We start from the raw sequence: 17760 nt of genomic DNA on the forward strand, positions 1-17760 counted from the left end.
CGGCGACACGCCGAACACCGTCGCCCTGAGCGCACGTTCGGCGCCCAACGGCAGGGTCAGCCGATATACGCCTCGCCGTCACCCAGCCGGGCCGCCGGATTCAGCAGCATCGACGCCTCCTGCGGCCGCTCGGGCGCATGGTGGTCGAAGCGACGGTCACCGGGCCGCTGGTACATCGGCGCACCACCGGCAATCGCCGAGGCCAGCCGGCGCTGACCGGCCAGCAGGCGGGCGTCGGCACGCCGCTGGTAGTCCGCGCGCTGTGCGGGATCCAGCGAGGCGATGAACGCCTGCGGATGCACCAACGCGACCAGGCCCGACACATGGCCGAACCCGAGGCTGGTCAGCATGCCGGCCTTGAGTGGGAACTTGCCGCCGAGCCGCAACGTGTCACGCACCCACACGAAATGCGCGGAGCCGGCCAGCTCGTCGTCGACGCAGTCGAGGCTGCGGTTGGGTGGGATCACCCCATCCCGCAATATCTGGCAGAGCCCCATCATCTGGAAGACCGCCGCGCCGCCTTTGGCGTGGCCGGTCAGGCTCTTCTGCGACACCACGAACAGCGGGGCGCCCTCGGAACGGCCCAGGGCGTCGGCGAGCCGTTCATGCAACTCGGTCTCGTTGGGATCGTTGGCCAGCGTCGAGGTGTCGTGCTTGGAGATGACCGCCACGTCGTCGGCGGCCACGCCCAGCTTGGCCAGCGCCCGCGCCAGCGGTGAATCCTTGCCGCCGCGGCCCGCCCCCAGCGCGCCCAGGCCCGGGGCCGGGATCGAGGTGTGCACGCCGTCGCCGAACGACTGCGCGAACGCCACCACCGCCAGCACCGGCAGCCCCATCCGCAGCGCCAGGTCCCCGCGGGCCAACAGGATCGTCCCGCCGCCTTGGGCTTCGACGAAGCCCAGACGGCGGCGGTCGTTGGGCCGGGAAAACTTCGAGTCGTGGATGCCGCGGCCGCGCATCATGGACGTGTCGGCGGTGGCGGCCATGTCACCGAATCCGATGATCCCCTCCAGCGTCAGGTCATCCAGGCCGCCGGCCACCACCAGTTGAGCCTTGCCCAACCGGATCTTGTCGACACCTTCCTCGACCGACACCGCGGCGGTGGCGCACGCGGCCACCGGGTGGATCATCGCACCGTAGCTACCGACGTAGGACTGAACCACGTGCGCGGCAATGATATTCGGCAAGACTTCCTGGAAGATGTCGTTCGGCTTGTTGCGGCCCAACAGATTGCCGTGGTACATCGTCTGCATCGACGTGCCGCCGCCCATGCCGGTGCCCTGGGTGTTGGCCACCAAACTCGGGTGCACGTAACGCATCACCTCGGCCGGGCTGAAACCGGACGACAGGAACGCGTCGACGGTCGCCACCATGTTCCATACCGCCAACCGGTCGATGGAACCGGCCATGTCCGCGCTGATGCCCCACACCGTCGGGTCGAACCCGGTCGGGATCTGGCCGCCGACGACGCGGGACAGCTTGGTCTTTCGCGGCACCCGGATCTCGGTGCCGGCCTTGCGGATGACCTGCCAGTCGGTGGAGTCGGGCACCGGCCGGATGACCGTGTGCTCGGGATCGAACTCGACGAAGGCGCGCGCATCGGCCTCCGAGGACACCACGAACGCGAAGTCCTTCTCCAGGAACACCGACACCAGCAGCGGCGAGGCGTGGTCGGGGTCGATCGCGCCGTCATCAACGAATTCGCGAATGCCGACGCGCTGCACCACGGCGTCGTGGTAGCGCTGCACCAACTCGGATTCGTCGACCATTTCGCCGGATTCGGTGTCGTACCAACCGGGTTGCGGGTCGTCCTCCCAGCGGATCAACCCAGTGGTCCAGGCCAGCTCCAGCACGCCGGCCGCCGACAGCTCGTTTTCGACCTCCATCTCGAACCGGGTGCGTGACGAGCCGTACGGGCCGATTTCGGCGCCGCCGACGATCACCACCAGGTCGGCCGGGTCGACATCGAGGTCGTCCCATTGCGGCGGCGGTGCGGGGGTGAAACCCCGGGGCGGCGACGGCAGCGCGGCGATGGCGCCAGGGGCCTCGGCGTCCTCGTCGACGGCCGCCGCTGCCGACATCTGCTCGCGCGCCTTGGCCGCCAGCTCGGCCATGTCGAGGTTGGCCTCGGCCAGGCCCCCGGTCAGGTCGGCCTTGATCGGCGAACGCGCCGCAGCCACCTTGGATTCCGCATCACACAGGTCGAGCAGCAGCGCCGCCATCTCGTCGGTCGAGTAGGTGGTGACCCCGGCCTCTTCGACGGCGGCCACGATGGCATCGTTGTGGCCCATCAGCCCGGTGCCGCGGGTCCAGCCGATGAGCGCGTGCGCCAGGCTGACCCGTGCCGCCCAGGACGACTCGGCGTGCCAGCGGCTCACCACGGCATCCAGCGCGGACTTGGCTTCGCCGTAGGCGCCGTCGCCGCCGAACATGCCACGGTTGGGCGAGCCGGGCAGCACCACGTGCAGCCGCGACGCGATGTCGCGTTCGGCGCCGATCGTCGACAGGCCGCCGATCAGCCGTTGCACGGCCCACAGCAGCACTTTCATCTCCATCTCGGCGCGCGAACCGGCCTCCGACAGGTCCCCGACCACGCGTGGCGCCGCGAACGGGAACAGCAGCGTCGGGGTCTGCGCGTCTTTGATGTGAATCGACTGCGGCCCAAGGCTTTCGGTCTGTTCGGTGCCGATCCATTCGACCAGGGCGTCGACGTCGGAGTAGGACGCCATGTTCGCCGCGACCAGCCACAGCGCCGCGCCGTAACGGGCGTGGTCGCGATACAGCGTGCGGTAGAACGCCAGCCGCTCCTCGTCGAGCTTGGAGGTGGTCGCGATGACGGTGGCTCCGCCGTCGAGCAGCCGAGCCACCACCGACGCGGCGATCGAACCCTTCGAAGCGCCGGTCACCACGGCAACTTCGCCGCCGTAGCGGCCGGGTTCGGGGTTCTCGGCGCCGGCGGCGATGCGGCCGTACAGCGATGCATGGATCTGCCGGCCCGCGGCCAGCGACTTACCTTGCCACCAGGTAGCCTGGGTCGCCACGACGTGGCCGGCACCCTCGAAGCGCTCCGCCAGGCGCGGCCAGTCGGCGTCGATGTCGCCCTCGTCGGTCAGCCACAGCTTCACCAGGTCCTCGCGGGCGCTGGCCCAGCGGTCGTCGAATACGACGGCCTTCTTGGGGTCGAACACCGGTGCCACCAACCGCGGCCAGTCCGCTCCCAGTTCGGCGGTGACCAAGTCGATCAGCTCGGAATCGGGGGCGGCCGGCAAGGCGTTGACGGGGTCGTCCAGTCCCAGCTGCCCCAGCACCAGGCGGGCCGCGGAGGCCAGCACGCCCTCACGGCCGGTGATTTGGTCGGTGAACTCGCTGAGCGCGGCCGCGTCGATGGTGGCGCCGCCACCACTACCGGCCGACGGCAGCGCTACCGAAACGCCCTGGCGCGCGGCCACCGATGCGACCGCCGCGTCGATGACCTTGTCGACGGAGGCGGCATCGGCCAGCGCGCCCTCGTGCAGGTGGCCCATGGCGCCGCCGCGAACGCTGCTGCCCTCGCGGGTGCCCAGCGCGACCTCGACGGTGACATGCTTGGCCCAGCCCTCACCGAGCTCCCAGGTCTTCTTCACCCGCTCGGCGATGGCGCCGGGCCGCTTGCCCGACGGCCCGAGGACGGTGCGAAGCTGGTCGTTGATGGCGTCGGAAAGCACTGGGCCGTAAGGCTTGTAGGTGCGCGCCAGTTTGGTCACCTGTGAGCGCAGACCGGCCAGGTCCGATTCGGCGGCGCCGTCAATGGCACCGAGGTTCAGCTCGGAGCCCAGGTCCACCAGCAGCTGGTTGCGCCGCGACGACGCACCGTCGGTGATGGACTCGATGGAGTCGAGTTCTTCGATCTGGTCGATGCGCATCTTGGCCGAGAGCGCGATCAGCGCCAGCGTGGCATCGGCGGCGTCGAAAACCAGATCGTCGGGACGCGGGCCCGCCGACGAAGCGGCCGGCGCGACGGGGGCGGCTTCCGAGACGACGTCCGGCGCGGGCGATTCCGCGACCGGCTCGTCTTCCTCCGGCTCCGGCTCCGGGTCGGTGTCGGTGGCGAACAGCACCGCGGCATCACGCTCGGCGTTGAGCACTTCCACTGTGCTGTGGGCGTATTCGGGCAGTTTGAGGGTGTTGGTGGCAAGACCCGCCACCGTCGGTGAGCTCTTCACACCGATCTCGACGAATCGCTCCACACCCAGCCCGCCGGCGGCCTCCTCGATGAACAGCAGATCCTGCGTCTCGATCCAGCGCACCGGGCTGGCGAATTGCCATGCCAGCAGCTCGATGAACACCGTGCGCGCCATCTCGCGCGGACGCTCGCGAAGCCAGGTGTCGTAGTCGGCGAGGATTTCGTCGAGCGGCTCGGCGGGCACCAAATCCCGGATTTCCTGGATGAAGTCGCGGTCCAGGGTGAACAACCGCGGCACCAGGTTGGGAATGTAGCGCCCGATGATCAGGTCGGGGTCCGCGTCGCGCGGCATGACCCGGTCCAGCGAGCGCCGGAATTCGGCCACCCCGACCCGCAGCACTCGCGAGTGGAACGGAACATCGATGCCGGGCACCAAAATGAACGACCGTCGGCCGCCGGTGAGCTCGCGGCGCCGCTCCACCTCGGCCTCGAGCGCCTCGAGGCCGCGTACCGTGCCCGCGATCGCGTATTGCGAGCCACGCAGGTTGAAATTCACGATCTCCAGGAATTCACCGGTGCTCTCCGCGATCCCGGCGACGAACGCGGGCACGTCGGCGTCGTCGAGGTCGATCTGGGACGGCCGGATGGCCGCCAGCCGATAGTTGGAGCGGCCGAGCTCGTCGCGCGGAACGATGTCGTGCATCTTCGACCCGCGGTGAAACACCATCTCCAGCAAGGCTTCCAGTTGGTAGATGCCGGTCACGCAGGCCAGCGCGGTGTACTCGCCGACCGAGTGACCGCACGCGATGGCGCCTTCGACGAAGGCTCCCTGTTCACGCATCTCGGCGACCTGCGCGGCCGCCACCGTCGCCATCGCGACCTGGGTGAACTGCGTCAGGTAGAGCACCCCGTCGGGGTGGTGGTAGTGCACACCGCTGGCGATGATGCTGGTCGGGTTGTCGCGGACCACGTGCAGTACCGAGAAGCCCAGGGTGTCGCGGGTGAACTTGTCCGCGGTGTCCCACACCTTGCGGGCCGCCTTGGAGCGAGCGCGCACCTCCATGCCCATGCCCTTGTGTTGGATGCCCTGGCCGGGGAATGCGTAGACCGTCTTGGGTGCGGCCAGTCGCGCGGAGGCCGACATCACTAGATCCGACCCGACGCGCGCGGCCACGTCCACAATCTCTGCGCCCTGGTCGATTCCGACGCGCTCGACGCGGAAGTCCACCTCGTCGCCGGGGCGCACCATGCCCAAAAACCGCGCGGTCCAGCCGACCAGCCGGGCCGGTGGCCGGGCCTGCCCGTCGGTGGCGGTCACCGCGTGTTGCGCCGCGGCCGACAGCCACATGCCGTGCACGATCGGCGACTCCAGGCCGGCAAGCAGCGCGGCGGCCCGGTCGGTGTGAATGGGGTTGTGGTCGCCGGACACCACCGCGAACGGGCGCATGTCGACCGGCGCGGTGATCGTGACGTCGCGGCGGCGACGGCGCGGGGTGTCGGTGGCGTTCGCCGACACCGCGCCACCGGCTCGCGCCGGGTCGGCGAGCTCGGCGGAACCGGTGCGACCCAGGATCGCGAATCGCTCCTCGAGAGTGGCGATCACGGCGCCATCGGCGCCGGTAACGACGACCGAGACCGGCACGACGCGGCCCATGTCCGTATCGGTTGCGTTGGCAGCCGTTGCGGTGACGGTCAATTGGGCCGGGACCGTGGGCAGCTGACCGACCACGCGGGCGGCGTGGTCCAGATGCACCAGGCTCAGCAGGCCTTCCACCACCGGCTCACCAGTGTCGGTGACCGCCGATCCGATGGCCGCGAAAACCGCTGGCCAACAAGGGCCGACGAGCGCGTCGGGCACGGTGGTGAGGCTGGGTGCCAGCGGCTCACCGAACGTGGCGGTGACGCCGGTGTGGTCGGCAACACGCTCGGGGTGCCAGTCCACCGTCAAAGTGGCCGTCCCGTTGGCCACCGCAGGCAAGAACTCCGGGCTGTCGACACCGGCGGCAATCGCCAGCACCGTGCGCATGGCGCTGGTGGCGTCCTCGGTGGCGATCACCGGGGTGCCGCCATCGACGGTGTTGGCCGGCAACGTGAATCGGATGTCGACCCAGGTGCCCGAGACGGGCACGCTCAAGACGACGTCGTCGCCGTGCGTCTGCAGCCGGGCGCCGGTGGATGAGTGTGTGGCGCGCGGGTTTTCGGGTCCATCGTGCACCTGCCATTCGGCCGGGTCGGCGATCCGATGCACCGGGTTAGTCACGGTGCGACCGGCCCAGCGCACATCGGGTGCGTCGAGGACGACAGCCAACGGTCCGACCACGTCGGCGCGGCCCAGCCGGCGCGACGCGACATCCTTCGGCTCGACACCGGCGCCGAGCACTTCATCGATTGCGGCTTGCTCGAAACGGTCCAGCAACTCACCGACGGGTTCATCCATCCGGGTGATGCCGGCTACCGACGCGGTGCCCGGAATGATGCACACCGCATCGGCGTCGTAGCGGGCGTCGTGGGCCTGCCACAGCGAGTCGCTGCGCCACCAGCGCCGCACGTCCTGGTCGATCACCGGCACGAAGTTGACCGGCTTGCCCAACGTCTTGCACAACGTCACGAAAAAGGGCACATCCGCGGGATGCAACTGCACGGTCTCGGCGTCGGGGTAGCGCGCCAGCAGGGCGGCGATCGCCTGCTGCGGATTGTCCAGCAGGCCAGCATCGGTGAATAGCGTCTCGATCGGGCCGAAATCCTGTGGGTGCAACCGGGCTTCGGCACGCTGCAGCATCTGCTCGAAGCGGTCCCGCCAGGTGTCGGCCAGCCACGGGCTGCCCACCGAGGCGGTGTCGGCGGTCGAGTTGCCTTCCCCGATGGCCAGTTCGACGTAGCGCCGCAGCCACTGCAGGTAGGTCATGTCGGCGACGTCGCCGAAGTAGGGCTTGGCGGTCTTGGCCATCGCCGCGATGATCTCGTCGCGACGCTCCGCGACCGCCTCCGCGTCACCGGCCACCTCGTCGAGCAGCCGCCCGCACCGGGATGCGCTGTTGTCGATCTCGTGGATGTCGGCACCGAGCTGACTGCGGCTGGAGGCCATGCCGCCCTGCGCTTTTCCGGCGCTGATCCATTGGTCGGTGCCCTGAGTGTCGACGAGCATCCGCTTGACCGATGGCGACGTGGTGGATTCCTTGGTGGCCATCGCCGCGGTGCCGACCAGGATGCCGTCGACCGGCATCAATGGGAAGCCGTAGGCCTGCGCCCAGCGCCCGGACAAATATTCCGCAGCCCTTTTCGGGGTGCCAATGCCGCCGCCGACGCACACCGTGATGTTGGCGCGTGAGCGCAACTCCGAGTAGGTAGCCAGCAGCAGGTCGTCGAGATCCTCCCAGGAATGGTGCCCGCCGGCGCGCCCGCCCTCGACGTGCATGATCACCGGCTTGGTGGGCACCTCGGTGGCGATGCGAATCACCGAGCGGATCTGCTCGATGGTCCCGGGTTTGAACACGACGTGACTGATGCCGATGTCGCCCAGTTCGTCGATCAGCTCGACGGCCTCGTCGAGGTCTGGGATGCCGGCGCTGATCACCACGCCGTCGATCGCGGCGCCGGACTGGCGGGCCTTCTGCACCAACCGCTTGCCGCCCACCTGAAGCTTCCACAGGTAGGGATCGAGGAACAGCGCGTTGAACTGATAGGTGCGGCCCGGCTCGAGCAGACCGGCCATTTGTTCGATGCGATTACCGAAGATCTCTTCGGTGACCTGCCCGCCGCCGGCCAGCTCGGCCCAGTGCCCGGCGTTGGCCGCCGCGGCGACGATCTTGGCGTCCACGGTGGTCGGGGTCATGCCCGCGAGCAGGATCGGCGAGCGGCCGGTCAGCCGGGTGAACTTCGTCGAGAGCTTGACCCTGCCGTCGGGGAGGCGAACCACGGTCGGTGCGTAACTCGACCAGGCCCGGGCAACCTCGGGGGTGGCGCCGACGGTGAACAGGTTGCGCTGGCCACCGCGGGTGGCTGCGGGCACGATGCCGATGCCCAGGCCGCGGATCACCGGTGCGGTCAGCCGGGTCAGGATGTCGCCCGGCCCCAGGTCGAGGATCCAGCGGGCGCCGGCCGCGTGGACACGGGTGATCTCGTCGACCCAGTCGACCTTTCTGATCAAGATGGCATCGGCCAGCTCCCGAGCCAAGGCGACATCGAGGCCCGCCTTCTCGGCCCAGCCCGCGACGATGTCGATCCCGTCGGATAGCCGCGGGGTGTGAAAGCCCACCTCCACCTGCACCGGCTCGAAGACCGGCGAGAAGACGTCGCCGCCGCGGACCTTGTTCTTGCGGTCGGCTTCTTCCTTCTCGGAGATCTGGCGGCAATAAAGCTCGAAACGCGACAGCTGCTCGGGGGTACCGGTGATGACGACGGCACGCCGGCCGTTGCGGATGGACAACACCGGTGGCAGCACCGTGCGCACGTCCTGGGCGAACTCGTCGAGCAACCGGCCGATGCGCTCGGGGTCGGCGTTGGTGACCGATACCATCGGCGGGCGATCGCCCAGGACGGAAATTCCGCGCCGGCGGGCCACCAGCGTTCCGGCGGCACCGATCAACTGGGCCAAGGCAAACAGCTCGACGTCGCGTGCCCCACCAGCCTTGAGGGCTTCCACCGCCAGCACACCTTGCGAATGCCCCGCCATGGCGACCGGCGGGGTGGCCACGAGGTCCATGCCTTGACGGGCCAGCGCCCGGGTGGCCGCGATCTGGGTAAGCAACACGCCGGGCACCGACACGGCGGCCGACGTCAGGTGCTTGTCGGACGGAACCGGGTCCTCGGCCGCCAGTGCGCGTACCCATTGCAGCGGCTCGAAACCGATCGGGCGCACCACAATCAGCTCGTCAGTGACCGGATCGAGCAACAGCTCTGCCTCACCGACCAACGTCGCCAACTCGGTTTCTATCCCGGTGGCCGACACCAGCTCTTCGAGGGTTTCCAGCCAGGCGCTGCCTTGGCCGCCGAACGCGACAGCGTAGGGCTCACCAGCCATGAGGCGATCGACCAGAGCGTGGGTGGTATGCGGGCTGTCCCCGCCGCGATCAGCGGACACCCGGTCGTGCTCGTGGATCGTCACGGTCTATGTCTCCCTATGTGCATCGGTACGTGTCAGTTCGTACAGCGGCCCAGGCTGCCGTGCGGGGCATCCCCGACTCCGCACCGACTCCCAGCCGAAATCCTCTGACCGGTGTGTTGTCGGTGGGCCGGCCCGTGGGTCGAGCAGCGCGACGGGCTGCATCGGCCTTATAAGAGTCTCATAAGGATCGGTCCACCTTGTTTACACAGATCGGTTACTGGCGAGTTCTACGTACGGGTAACCGTGTCGTGGGTAACGCCGGGTTCGACGGCCGGCGCGTATGTGTTGACCAAACGTCCTGCGTGCAGGTGGTTACGGTGGAGTAGCTATAACTGCGCTGATCAAGGCAGTTTTGTTATCAAATCGTTATGCTGGGAATTCGCTCTACGCCGGGCGCGTGCCGACGCGCCGACCCAAAGGCCGCGCCATTGGCGGCGTTGGCCCGGGGTTGGCAATGCCGTGCAGCGGGCGAACGAGTGTTTGCTGTAGTGGAGCTGGGGCCGGGCTCGGGGGCGGCAGGCTAAGCCCACTGCCCGAATTGGGGCTTCAGGATTTGGTTGACGTCCACCCCGACCCCACCAACCTTGCGCTTATCGATCTCCACCTGGTGCAGATGCGCGGCCGGGTGGGTGTATCCCTTGGGCGAGCCCCAGTTGTGCTGCCAGAAGTACGAGCCCAAGCCATCGTTGACGGCCCAGTCGATGGTTTTGGAGTTGGCGTACACGCCGGTCCGCTGGTGTCCGATCACCGACTCCCAGGACCGCAGATATGGCACGATCTGGTTCTTGTACTGCTCATATGATGGGTTGTCGTCGATCGAGGCGTAGATCGGGGCGCTCGTCGGGCCGCCGGCAGCGGCATGCAGCTCCGACCCCCGTCTGGCGTGCTGCACGCCGGCGCTGGCACCGCCCAGCCAGTCGGCAGTGCTCCCCTTGCCGTACTGATAACAGGACACGATCTTGAGCCCATTGCCGCTCAGGTCACGGGCCTCGCTGAGCTGGATCGGCTTGCCAAGCATCCAGGCGCCGCCAGGCCGCCGATCGGACACGTACCGGATTGCCCCCACCGCGCCGGCAGCCCTGATCTGGCTGGCGGGGATGACACCGGCGGCGTAGTCCAACAGGGTGCCCAGCGAACCGGCCGATGCCGGCGCGGCGCGCAACGACGACGCAACGACGCCAAGACCCAGCACGCCCGGAGTCGCCGCCGCGAATTTGAGCACATCACGCCGAGAGACCGACATATGCCACAGGGTACGACAAAAACAACAACTGTCACACTGGTTTCAGTGGTCACGGATGCATCACACTGGCAGAACACATGCATGCGGCCATACCGACACCGGTGCGATCTCGGGCAGGCCGCCTCTCCCTGCGACCACTACTACGGTGTGATCGCCTACGCTCCCAACGGCGCAATGGGCAAAATCGTCGCGCCACCGCACTCGAGGCCAGGCGGATATCGACGCATAAGAACTTTGCGGCGTCTTAGCTGCAAAGTGCTCAGCAACTTCACCAACTACCACGGGGGAGTCCGACGATCGCGCCCGCTGGCAGAACCTGGACGTGCAACCAGTTGAGTAGTTCCCACACTGCGCGCCGAGCGTGGGCTGGCTGCGCCGAATGTGCACTGGTGGCGGCGACACGCCCGGGCGACGCCGCCGTGGTTGCACGTTCGGCGTAGGCAGCCCCGTGCGCTTGCCGGGCAGGTGTCCTCAAAGGTCCAACTAGACACACATATCAGACACTAGTATGTACATATGACCGTAAAGAGGACCACGATTGAGCTGGACGAAGATCTTGTGCGGGCAGCCCAGGCCGTCACCGGGGAAACATTGCGAGCGACGGTCGAGCGCGCGCTGCAGCAGCTGGTGGCCGCGGCTGCCGAGCAGGCCGCCGCGCGCCGGCGGCGGATCGTCGACCATCTCGCGCACGCCGGCACTCACGTGGACGCAGACGTGCTGCTGTCCGAGCAGGCGTGGCGATGACCACCTGGATTCTGGACAAGAGTGCCCACGTGCGACTCGTGGCCGGCGCCACACCGCCAGCCGGCATCGACCTCACCGACCTCGCCATCTGCGATATCGGCGAACTCGAATGGCTGTATTCAGCACGGTCAGCTACCGACTACGACAGCCAACAAACGTCACTGCGCGCCTATCAAATCCTTCGCGCACCCAGCGACATCTTTGACCGAGTTCGCCACCTTCAGCGCGACCTAGCCCACCACCGTGGGATGTGGCATCGAACACCGCTTCCGGACCTATTCATCGCCGAAACCGCTATCCATCACCGGGCCGGCGTCTTGCACCACGACCGTGACTACAAACGAATTGCCGCCGTAAGGCCTGGGTTTCAAGCATGCGAACTCTCTCGCGGGCGCTAGCTTCGCCCGAATCCGTGAGCGGAGGCGATAATCCTTACAGGCCATCAAAAAAGTCCTCGTCGAGCCGTACCAGTTCGACGGTCTGCACCGCCTGGACACCGACTCGATACCGCACGAGCAGCTCGGCCAGCCGAGCGCCGTCGATGAGTTCGATCCGGGCGTTGATCCGCTCAGCTTGCTCGCGGGCACCGCGGGAAAACGATGACGTGGTGATGTAGACGCCCCGGTCGCCCTGCTTGCCCAGGAGGGCGCCGGCGAACTCGTGAATCTTCGGCCGGCCGATCGTTTGGTCGACGGCGTATCGCTTCGCCTGCACGTAGATGCGGTCCAGCCCGAGCGGGTCCTGGCTGATGATTCCGTCGATGCCAGCGTCACCGGAGGCACTCGTCCGTTCCACCGCGCCGGCTCGACCGTAACCCATCGCCTCCAAAAGTCCGATAACCAGATCTTCAAACCCGGTGGGCGACAACGTGAGTGCCTTCTTCAGGATCTCCCCCTCGACGGCTGCCCGGTTCTCCGCAAGCGCAGCGTCGATGAGATCCTCTGGTGAGACCTGCACATCGTCCCCGGACGGTCGCTTGGCGGCCGCGTCGACTGGCTGCTTGGCTTTGGTTCGCTCACGAAAAGCGATGTACGACGGGAACTCCCGCAGCACAGCGATGTCGACGCGCTCGGGATGAGCCTTCAGGACTTGACGGCCCGTGCCCGTGATCTGAACCTGGCCCCGCGCCGGACGGTCGAGCAATCCGGCCTGCGACATGTGAGTGAGAGACCAGTGCACCCTGTCGTACATGGTCCTTTGCCGACCGCTGGGCAACATCTGCGCCCGCTCGTCGTCGGACAGACCGAACTCGTCGGACATCGCCGCGATGACGTCCTTGGCCGACTTCGCTTGTCCATCGGCAAGATACGCGAGAATCGGCCGCATCAACGTCTGGGCATCAGGGATCGTCATGGGGAGCCATTATCCAGCTGGCCTGTCAGCCCTCCGAACCGGCCAAGTTGGGTAAGTCCATCCGGGGCTCCGTGTTCTGACAGGCCCGCTGCAGGCGTCGCATCTTCCTCATCTGCCCCACGTGTACCCGGTCCCGCCGACCTAAAAGGTCGGCATATCCCTGCCATGCCGGGACGCGTGAGGTGGGTGAGACACAAGGGAACGTGCACCTCGCGCACCGGGTCGCCAGCAGCCGCGACACGCCGTCGTCCAGTGCCACACCGAATGCGGTGTCGGGCTCGGCGTCAAACGCTGCCGATCGGCCTTGCCTCGTCAGGCCGCCGACAGCACCGCCCTGGGCTCACGGTCCGCGGCTCCGCCGGGATCCGACCGGCGGCGGCTCAACCCCCTCGATCGTCTTGAGCCGGTCGACAGACCGATCGAAAGACGGCCACCGGATCGTCCCGGCAGGGGCGAGGAAGTCCGGCGTCCGAGCAAGCACCGCGCGATTGCCCTCAACGCGGAAGACAACCCGATCACCCGATTTCAGGCCGAGCGCGTCGCGCACCGCTTTCGGAACCGTCACCTGCCCCTTCGACGTGACGATGGGTTCGTCGGAGTGCCTGCTTCACCGTTGCCGTACGCCGCCCGTACCCTCACACTCTGTGGAGCTGCTCGTCGCCGCCAACCCCGCTGAAGACTCGCGCCTGCCCTACCTGATCCGGCTGCCGGTGGGCGCGGGACTGGTCTTCGCCACCTCAGACGTGTGGCCGCGCACCAAGGCGCTGTATTGCCATCGCCTCGACATCGCCGACTGGCCCGCCGACCCCGTCGTCGTCGACCGGGTCGAGCTACGCAGCTGCAGCCGCCGGGGCGCGGCCATCGACGTCGTCGCCGCCCGCGCGCGGGAGAACCGATCGCAACTGGTGCACACCATGGCGCGCGGCCGCCAGGTGGTGTTCTGGCAGAGCCCCAAAACGCGCAAACAGTCGCGGCCGGGCGTGCGCACCCCCACCGCCCGCGCCGCCGGCATCCCCGAGCTGCACATCGTCGTCGACGCCCACGAACGCTACCCCTACACCTTTGCCGACAAACCCGCGAAGACGACGCGGGAAGCCCTGCCCTGCGGCGACTACGGCCTGAAAGTGGCCGGCCAACTCGTGGCGGCCGTCGAGCGTAAAGCGTTGGCGGACCTTACTTCTGGCGTGCTGAACGGCAACCTGAAATACCAACTGACCGAACTGGCCGCGCTGCCACGGGCCGCCGTGGTGGTCGAGGACCGCTACTCGGAGATCTTCGCGCACTCCTTCGCCCGCCCGGCGGCGATCGCCGATGGGCTGGCCGAATTGCAGATCGGCTTTCCCAACGTGCCGATCGTGTTCTGCCAAACCCGCAAGCTCGCCCAGGAATACACCTACCGCTATCTAGCCGCCGCCCTCACCTGGTTCGTCGACGATGCCGACGCCACCACGGTTTTCGAGCCGGCTGCCGCCGAGCCCGAGCCCAGCAGCGCCGAGCTGCGCGCGTGGGCCAAAAGCGTCGGCCTGCCGGTGTCCGACCGGGGGCGCCTGCGCCCGCAGATCCTGCAGGCCTGGCGAGCCGCCCATCCCCGGTGACTACAACACCTCGACGAGGCCTGCGGATGCTGAATCGGCCAGTGCGGCATCGAATGTGACCAACCGGCCCCCGTAGCGCGCGGCCAAGGCGATGAGATGGCAGTCGGTGACCCGACGGTGGTTGGACACCGCATCGCGATCGCCGGCGCTCCCAACGATCAGTGGCACATCGTCAGGCCAAAACGTGTGCCCGGCAAGAGAAGTCATCGCCGCCAACTGAGCGATCGCGATAGCCGGCGTGGTCGACACCTGCATCACACTGCGATTGCTTGAAATTCGGACATACCCTGCCTCGGTGATCGGCGTGGTGGCCCACCCATTCGAGGAGAACTGCGTGAACCATCGCTGCGCGGCCGCATGGTGAACGTGATTCGGCCAGCCCAGCGCGATCAGCACATTGACATCGAGCAGTGCCGTCACACGTCGTCCTCGAGCGCGCGGACGACATCCTCGGAAGTCACCGTCGGCGCATCCGGCGGAACATCAAAAACCGGAAATCCGTCAACCTCGACAATCCCAACCGGACGGAGCGACCTACGCGCCAACTCAGAAATTACCGCGCCGACTGACTTGCCCTCCGACCGCGCGATGCTACGAGCATCTTCTAGAACATCATCATCAATCTGCAACGTGGTGCGCATAGCATCATGTTACGGGGCTTGGGCCAGCTTTCACGCGTCTTCGGCGACCCCCTGCAGCACACTGTCGCCGTTGACGGTGCCATTCAAAGCCGAAGCGTCCCGCGGTACCTCGAAGGCCGGCAGCGCGGCACCTACCGTGGCGACGGCGTTGCGCGCGGCCTCCATCCGGGCCAATGCCGCCTGGGTGAACACCGACAACCCCAGGTCGGGGTTGTATCCGTGGATCTCTTTGACGTCGAGCTGGGCAAGAAAGTAGATGATCTCCTTGGAAACCAGTTGACCCGGCACCAGTACCGGGAAGCCGGGCGGGTAGGGCACCACGAACGTGGTGGATACCAGAGTCTTGCCCTCGGCCAGCCGGCGCCCGGCCAAGCCGATCTGCACGTACTCACGGTCGGCCTCTTCGTAGCCGGCGTAGAAAGCCGACCGCATGTCACCGAAAGAGCTGGCGTCGTCGGGGCGGAAGGCAAGGTCGAACTCGCTGAAATCTGGTAGATGCGGCAGATCCTGCGTGATCTCCTCGACGTGGCGTCGGTGTAGAGCAAGGTCGGCCCCGCTGGCCGCCTTCTGGCTGCGGTCCAGATCGATCGCCACCCGACGCAACACATCGAGCAGATAGTGCACGCTCGACCAGGTGACGCCGATCGTGAAGATCAGCAACACGCTGTTGATAGACGTTTTGTTGATCTGGATGCCGAATCGCTCCATCAGGATCTTCTCGCGGAAGTCGTACCCGTTCATCCCGGTCGCCCCGATAAACAGGGTGAGCCGCGTCGGATCGAGCACGAATTGATCGGACCGCCAGGCTTCGTTCCAATCGGCCAGAGCCCCCTGCCTGACCTGACGGTACGAGCTGACCGTCGAGGACCGAAAGGCATCGGGAACCAGGTCGGACTCGTCAAGGATGCGGAACCACTTGCTGATCAGCCGGTCTTTGCGGACGCGATGGCGGAACACCAGCGCCATGTTGTAAACATGGCGGACCAGCTCGAACCCTTCGATGTCAACCTGTCGGCGCGCCAAGTCCAACGAGGCGAGAAGTTGCTGGTTGGGCGAGGTCGAGGTGTGGGTCAAGAATGCCTCACCGAACGCGTCCCGGGTGAGCGCTTTGAAATCCTGGTCGCGCACGTGGATCATCGATGCCTGCCGTAGCGCGGACAGCGACTTGTGAGTCGAATGCGTCGCATACACTCGGACCCGAGCGCGGTTGGGGTCTGGCAACAGCCGGTGATCAACCCACTCGGAGCGGTCCACTCCGTCCATCGACGCACACCAATTCCGGTATTCCTCAGCGTATTCCGCAGTGGACAACATCTGCTCGAGTCGCTCGGCAGCAATCATCGCGGTCCGCTGGCGGGCCCAGGGCACCGCCGTCGCAAACGCATACCACGCCTCGTCCCACAAAAAGCAGATGTCCGGTTTGATCGCTAGCACCTCCTCCATCACCCGGCGCGGGTTGTACACCACGCCGTCAAACGTGCAGTTGGTGAGCAACAGCATGCGCACCCGGTGCAGCTGTCCGGCGGCCTCGAGGTCCAGCAGCGCCTGCTTGATGGTGCGCAACGGCACGGCACCATAAATCGCGTACTGCGGCAGCGGATATGCGTCGAGGTACATCGGGTACGCGCCGGCAAGTACCAGGCCGTAGTGGTGCGACTTGTGGCAATTGCGGTCGATGAGCACGATGTCGCCGGGGCGGGTCAGGGCCTGCACGACGATCTTGTTGGCGGTCGATGTTCCGTTGGTGACGAAGTAGGTCTGGTTGGCGTTCCAGGTCACCGCGGCTTTGTCCATCGCCGTCTTGATGTTGCCATGCGGGTCCAGCAGCGAGTCCAGTCCACCAGAGGTTGTCGAGGTCTCGGCCATGAAGATGTTGCGGCCGTAGAACTCGCCCATGTCGTGCAGTGACTTGGAGTTGAAGATGCTGGCGCCGCGCGCGACGGGAAGGGCATGAAATTGACCGACCGGCGCCGCCGCATAGGCCCGCAGCGCATCGAAAAACGGTGTGGCATAACGGTTTCGTAAACCCGCGAGCACCGTGCTGTGCAGGTCGGTGACGTCGTTGAGCCGGTAGAAGGTGCGGTCGTAGACGTCGGGCTCGTCCTGGGTCTCGGCGGCGATCGACTCGTCGGTGAGCAGATAGAGGTCGATGTGGGGCCGCAACTCACGGATCCACTCGGCGCATTCCACCCAGTCGTGGGTCTCGTTTGCCACCGCTTCGTCGCCATCGGTGCCCAGCAGCGTGGTCATCAGCGGCACCCGGTCGCGGGACCGCAGCGGCAGGTCGTGACGGATGATCGCCGCCTGAATCTCGCCATTCAGCGCCACCGCGGTGATGGCATCTTCGATGCTGGCCACCACGAGCAACTCGAACTGCACCTCGTCGGCCGGATTGCGCAACTGCCGCAGGCACTCGGCCAAGCTGTCCGGAGCCGTCGCCGGGGAGTCGTCGGCGAGCAGCACGGTGTAGAACTGCTGCTGTTTGGCCTGCGCTACCAGCTCCTGCTCCGCCAGTGACGCGGAGGTGTCGAACAGCGCTGTGCGGTCGCCGTATTCGGACAGCAGTCGTACGGCCAACGACACTTCCTCGGTAAGCCGCACCGTGGAATGACTATCCAGATGAGCGCGGAAAGTCGCCAGATTCTGTGCCCCCGGATACAGCCAGTACCGCTCATAGGCGCCGATGCGGTCCATCAGCCGCTTCGCCCGAGCCACGTCGTGTGTGGTGTCGAGCCCGGCGAGGTCGACCTCCGCCAGGTGACGACACGCGTCATCGAGCAGGTTCCAGGTGTCCAGGCGGGTGTAGGACGGGTTGGCCACCGCGGCCAGCGCGGAGACATGCAGCCGTCGCGGGCGGACGCTGTTTGGGTTCATGTCGTCACCTGTTCTCTGGTGCGGGTAGCGCCGTAGAGTGCAAC

Annotated in this window: 10 protein-coding genes; 3 read left to right on the plus strand and 7 right to left on the minus strand. The window is 66.9% G+C overall.

The features are described from left to right. Positions 1-56: 56 nt before the first annotated feature. Together fas and MCAN_RS13490 are read right to left on the minus strand one after the other, a co-directional pair. A complete protein-coding gene (fas, locus tag MCAN_RS13485; protein ID WP_014001313.1) occupies positions 57-9266 on the minus strand; it encodes a fatty acid synthase in 9210 nt (3069 codons plus the stop codon). 520 nt (positions 9267-9786) lie between these two features. Further along, entirely contained in the window at positions 9787-10509 is a 723-nt protein-coding gene (locus tag MCAN_RS13490) for a DUF1906 domain-containing protein (protein ID WP_003412957.1), read from the minus strand. Between the two features lie 516 nt (positions 10510-11025). On the opposite strand from MCAN_RS13490, the gene MCAN_RS13495 reads away from it, so the two are divergent. Both MCAN_RS13495 and MCAN_RS13500 read left to right on the plus strand, forming a co-directional pair. Then, complete coding sequence (locus MCAN_RS13495; RefSeq protein ID WP_003412960.1) at positions 11026-11253, plus strand: type II toxin-antitoxin system VapB family antitoxin; 228 nt, start codon at positions 11026-11028, stop codon at positions 11251-11253. Next, the gene (locus MCAN_RS13500) at positions 11250-11651 is read left to right on the plus strand and encodes a PIN domain-containing protein (protein ID WP_014001314.1); all 402 of its coding nucleotides are present in this window, start codon (positions 11250-11252) and stop codon (positions 11649-11651) included. Before MCAN_RS13495 ends, MCAN_RS13500 begins: the two co-directional genes overlap by 4 nt. 34 nt (positions 11652-11685) lie before the next feature. On the opposite strand, the gene MCAN_RS13505 is transcribed toward MCAN_RS13500, so the two are convergent. Together MCAN_RS13505 and MCAN_RS22485 are read right to left on the minus strand one after the other, a co-directional pair. Next, positions 11686-12606: a restriction endonuclease gene (locus tag MCAN_RS13505; RefSeq protein ID WP_014001315.1), complete on the minus strand. Its 921-nt coding sequence runs from the start codon at positions 12604-12606 to the stop codon at positions 11686-11688. 340 nt (positions 12607-12946) lie between these two features. Continuing rightward, positions 12947-13192: an AbrB/MazE/SpoVT family DNA-binding domain-containing protein gene (locus MCAN_RS22485; protein WP_145974196.1), complete on the minus strand. Its 246-nt coding sequence runs from the start codon at positions 13190-13192 to the stop codon at positions 12947-12949. Positions 13193-13250: 58 nt separating this feature from the next. Here MCAN_RS22485 and MCAN_RS13510 point away from each other — a divergent pair, with 58 nt between their 5' ends. Then, the gene (locus MCAN_RS13510; RefSeq protein ID WP_015288319.1) at positions 13251-14201 is read left to right on the plus strand and encodes an ERCC4 domain-containing protein; all 951 of its coding nucleotides are present in this window, start codon (positions 13251-13253) and stop codon (positions 14199-14201) included. Here MCAN_RS13510 and MCAN_RS13515 read toward each other — a convergent pair whose 3' ends face one another. Genes MCAN_RS13515 through MCAN_RS13525 form a run of 3 tightly spaced genes read right to left on the minus strand, consistent with a single transcriptional unit; the run spans position 14202 to position 17716 of the window. Then, complete coding sequence (locus MCAN_RS13515) at positions 14202-14621, minus strand: type II toxin-antitoxin system VapC family toxin (RefSeq protein WP_003412970.1); 420 nt, start codon at positions 14619-14621, stop codon at positions 14202-14204. Further along, positions 14618-14842 carry an antitoxin VapB39 gene (locus tag MCAN_RS13520; RefSeq protein WP_003412975.1) on the minus strand — a complete coding sequence of 75 codons (225 nt, stop codon included), beginning with the start codon at positions 14840-14842 and terminating at the stop codon, positions 14618-14620. Before MCAN_RS13520 ends, MCAN_RS13515 begins: the two co-directional genes overlap by 4 nt. A gap of 30 nt (positions 14843-14872) precedes the next feature. After that, positions 14873-17716: an aminotransferase class I/II-fold pyridoxal phosphate-dependent enzyme gene (locus MCAN_RS13525; protein ID WP_003899363.1), complete on the minus strand. Its 2844-nt coding sequence runs from the start codon at positions 17714-17716 to the stop codon at positions 14873-14875. Between the last annotated feature and the right edge of the window lie 44 nt (positions 17717-17760).

Source organism: Mycobacterium canetti CIPT 140010059, assembly GCF_000253375.1.
GTDB lineage: Bacteria > Actinomycetota > Actinomycetes > Mycobacteriales > Mycobacteriaceae > Mycobacterium > Mycobacterium tuberculosis.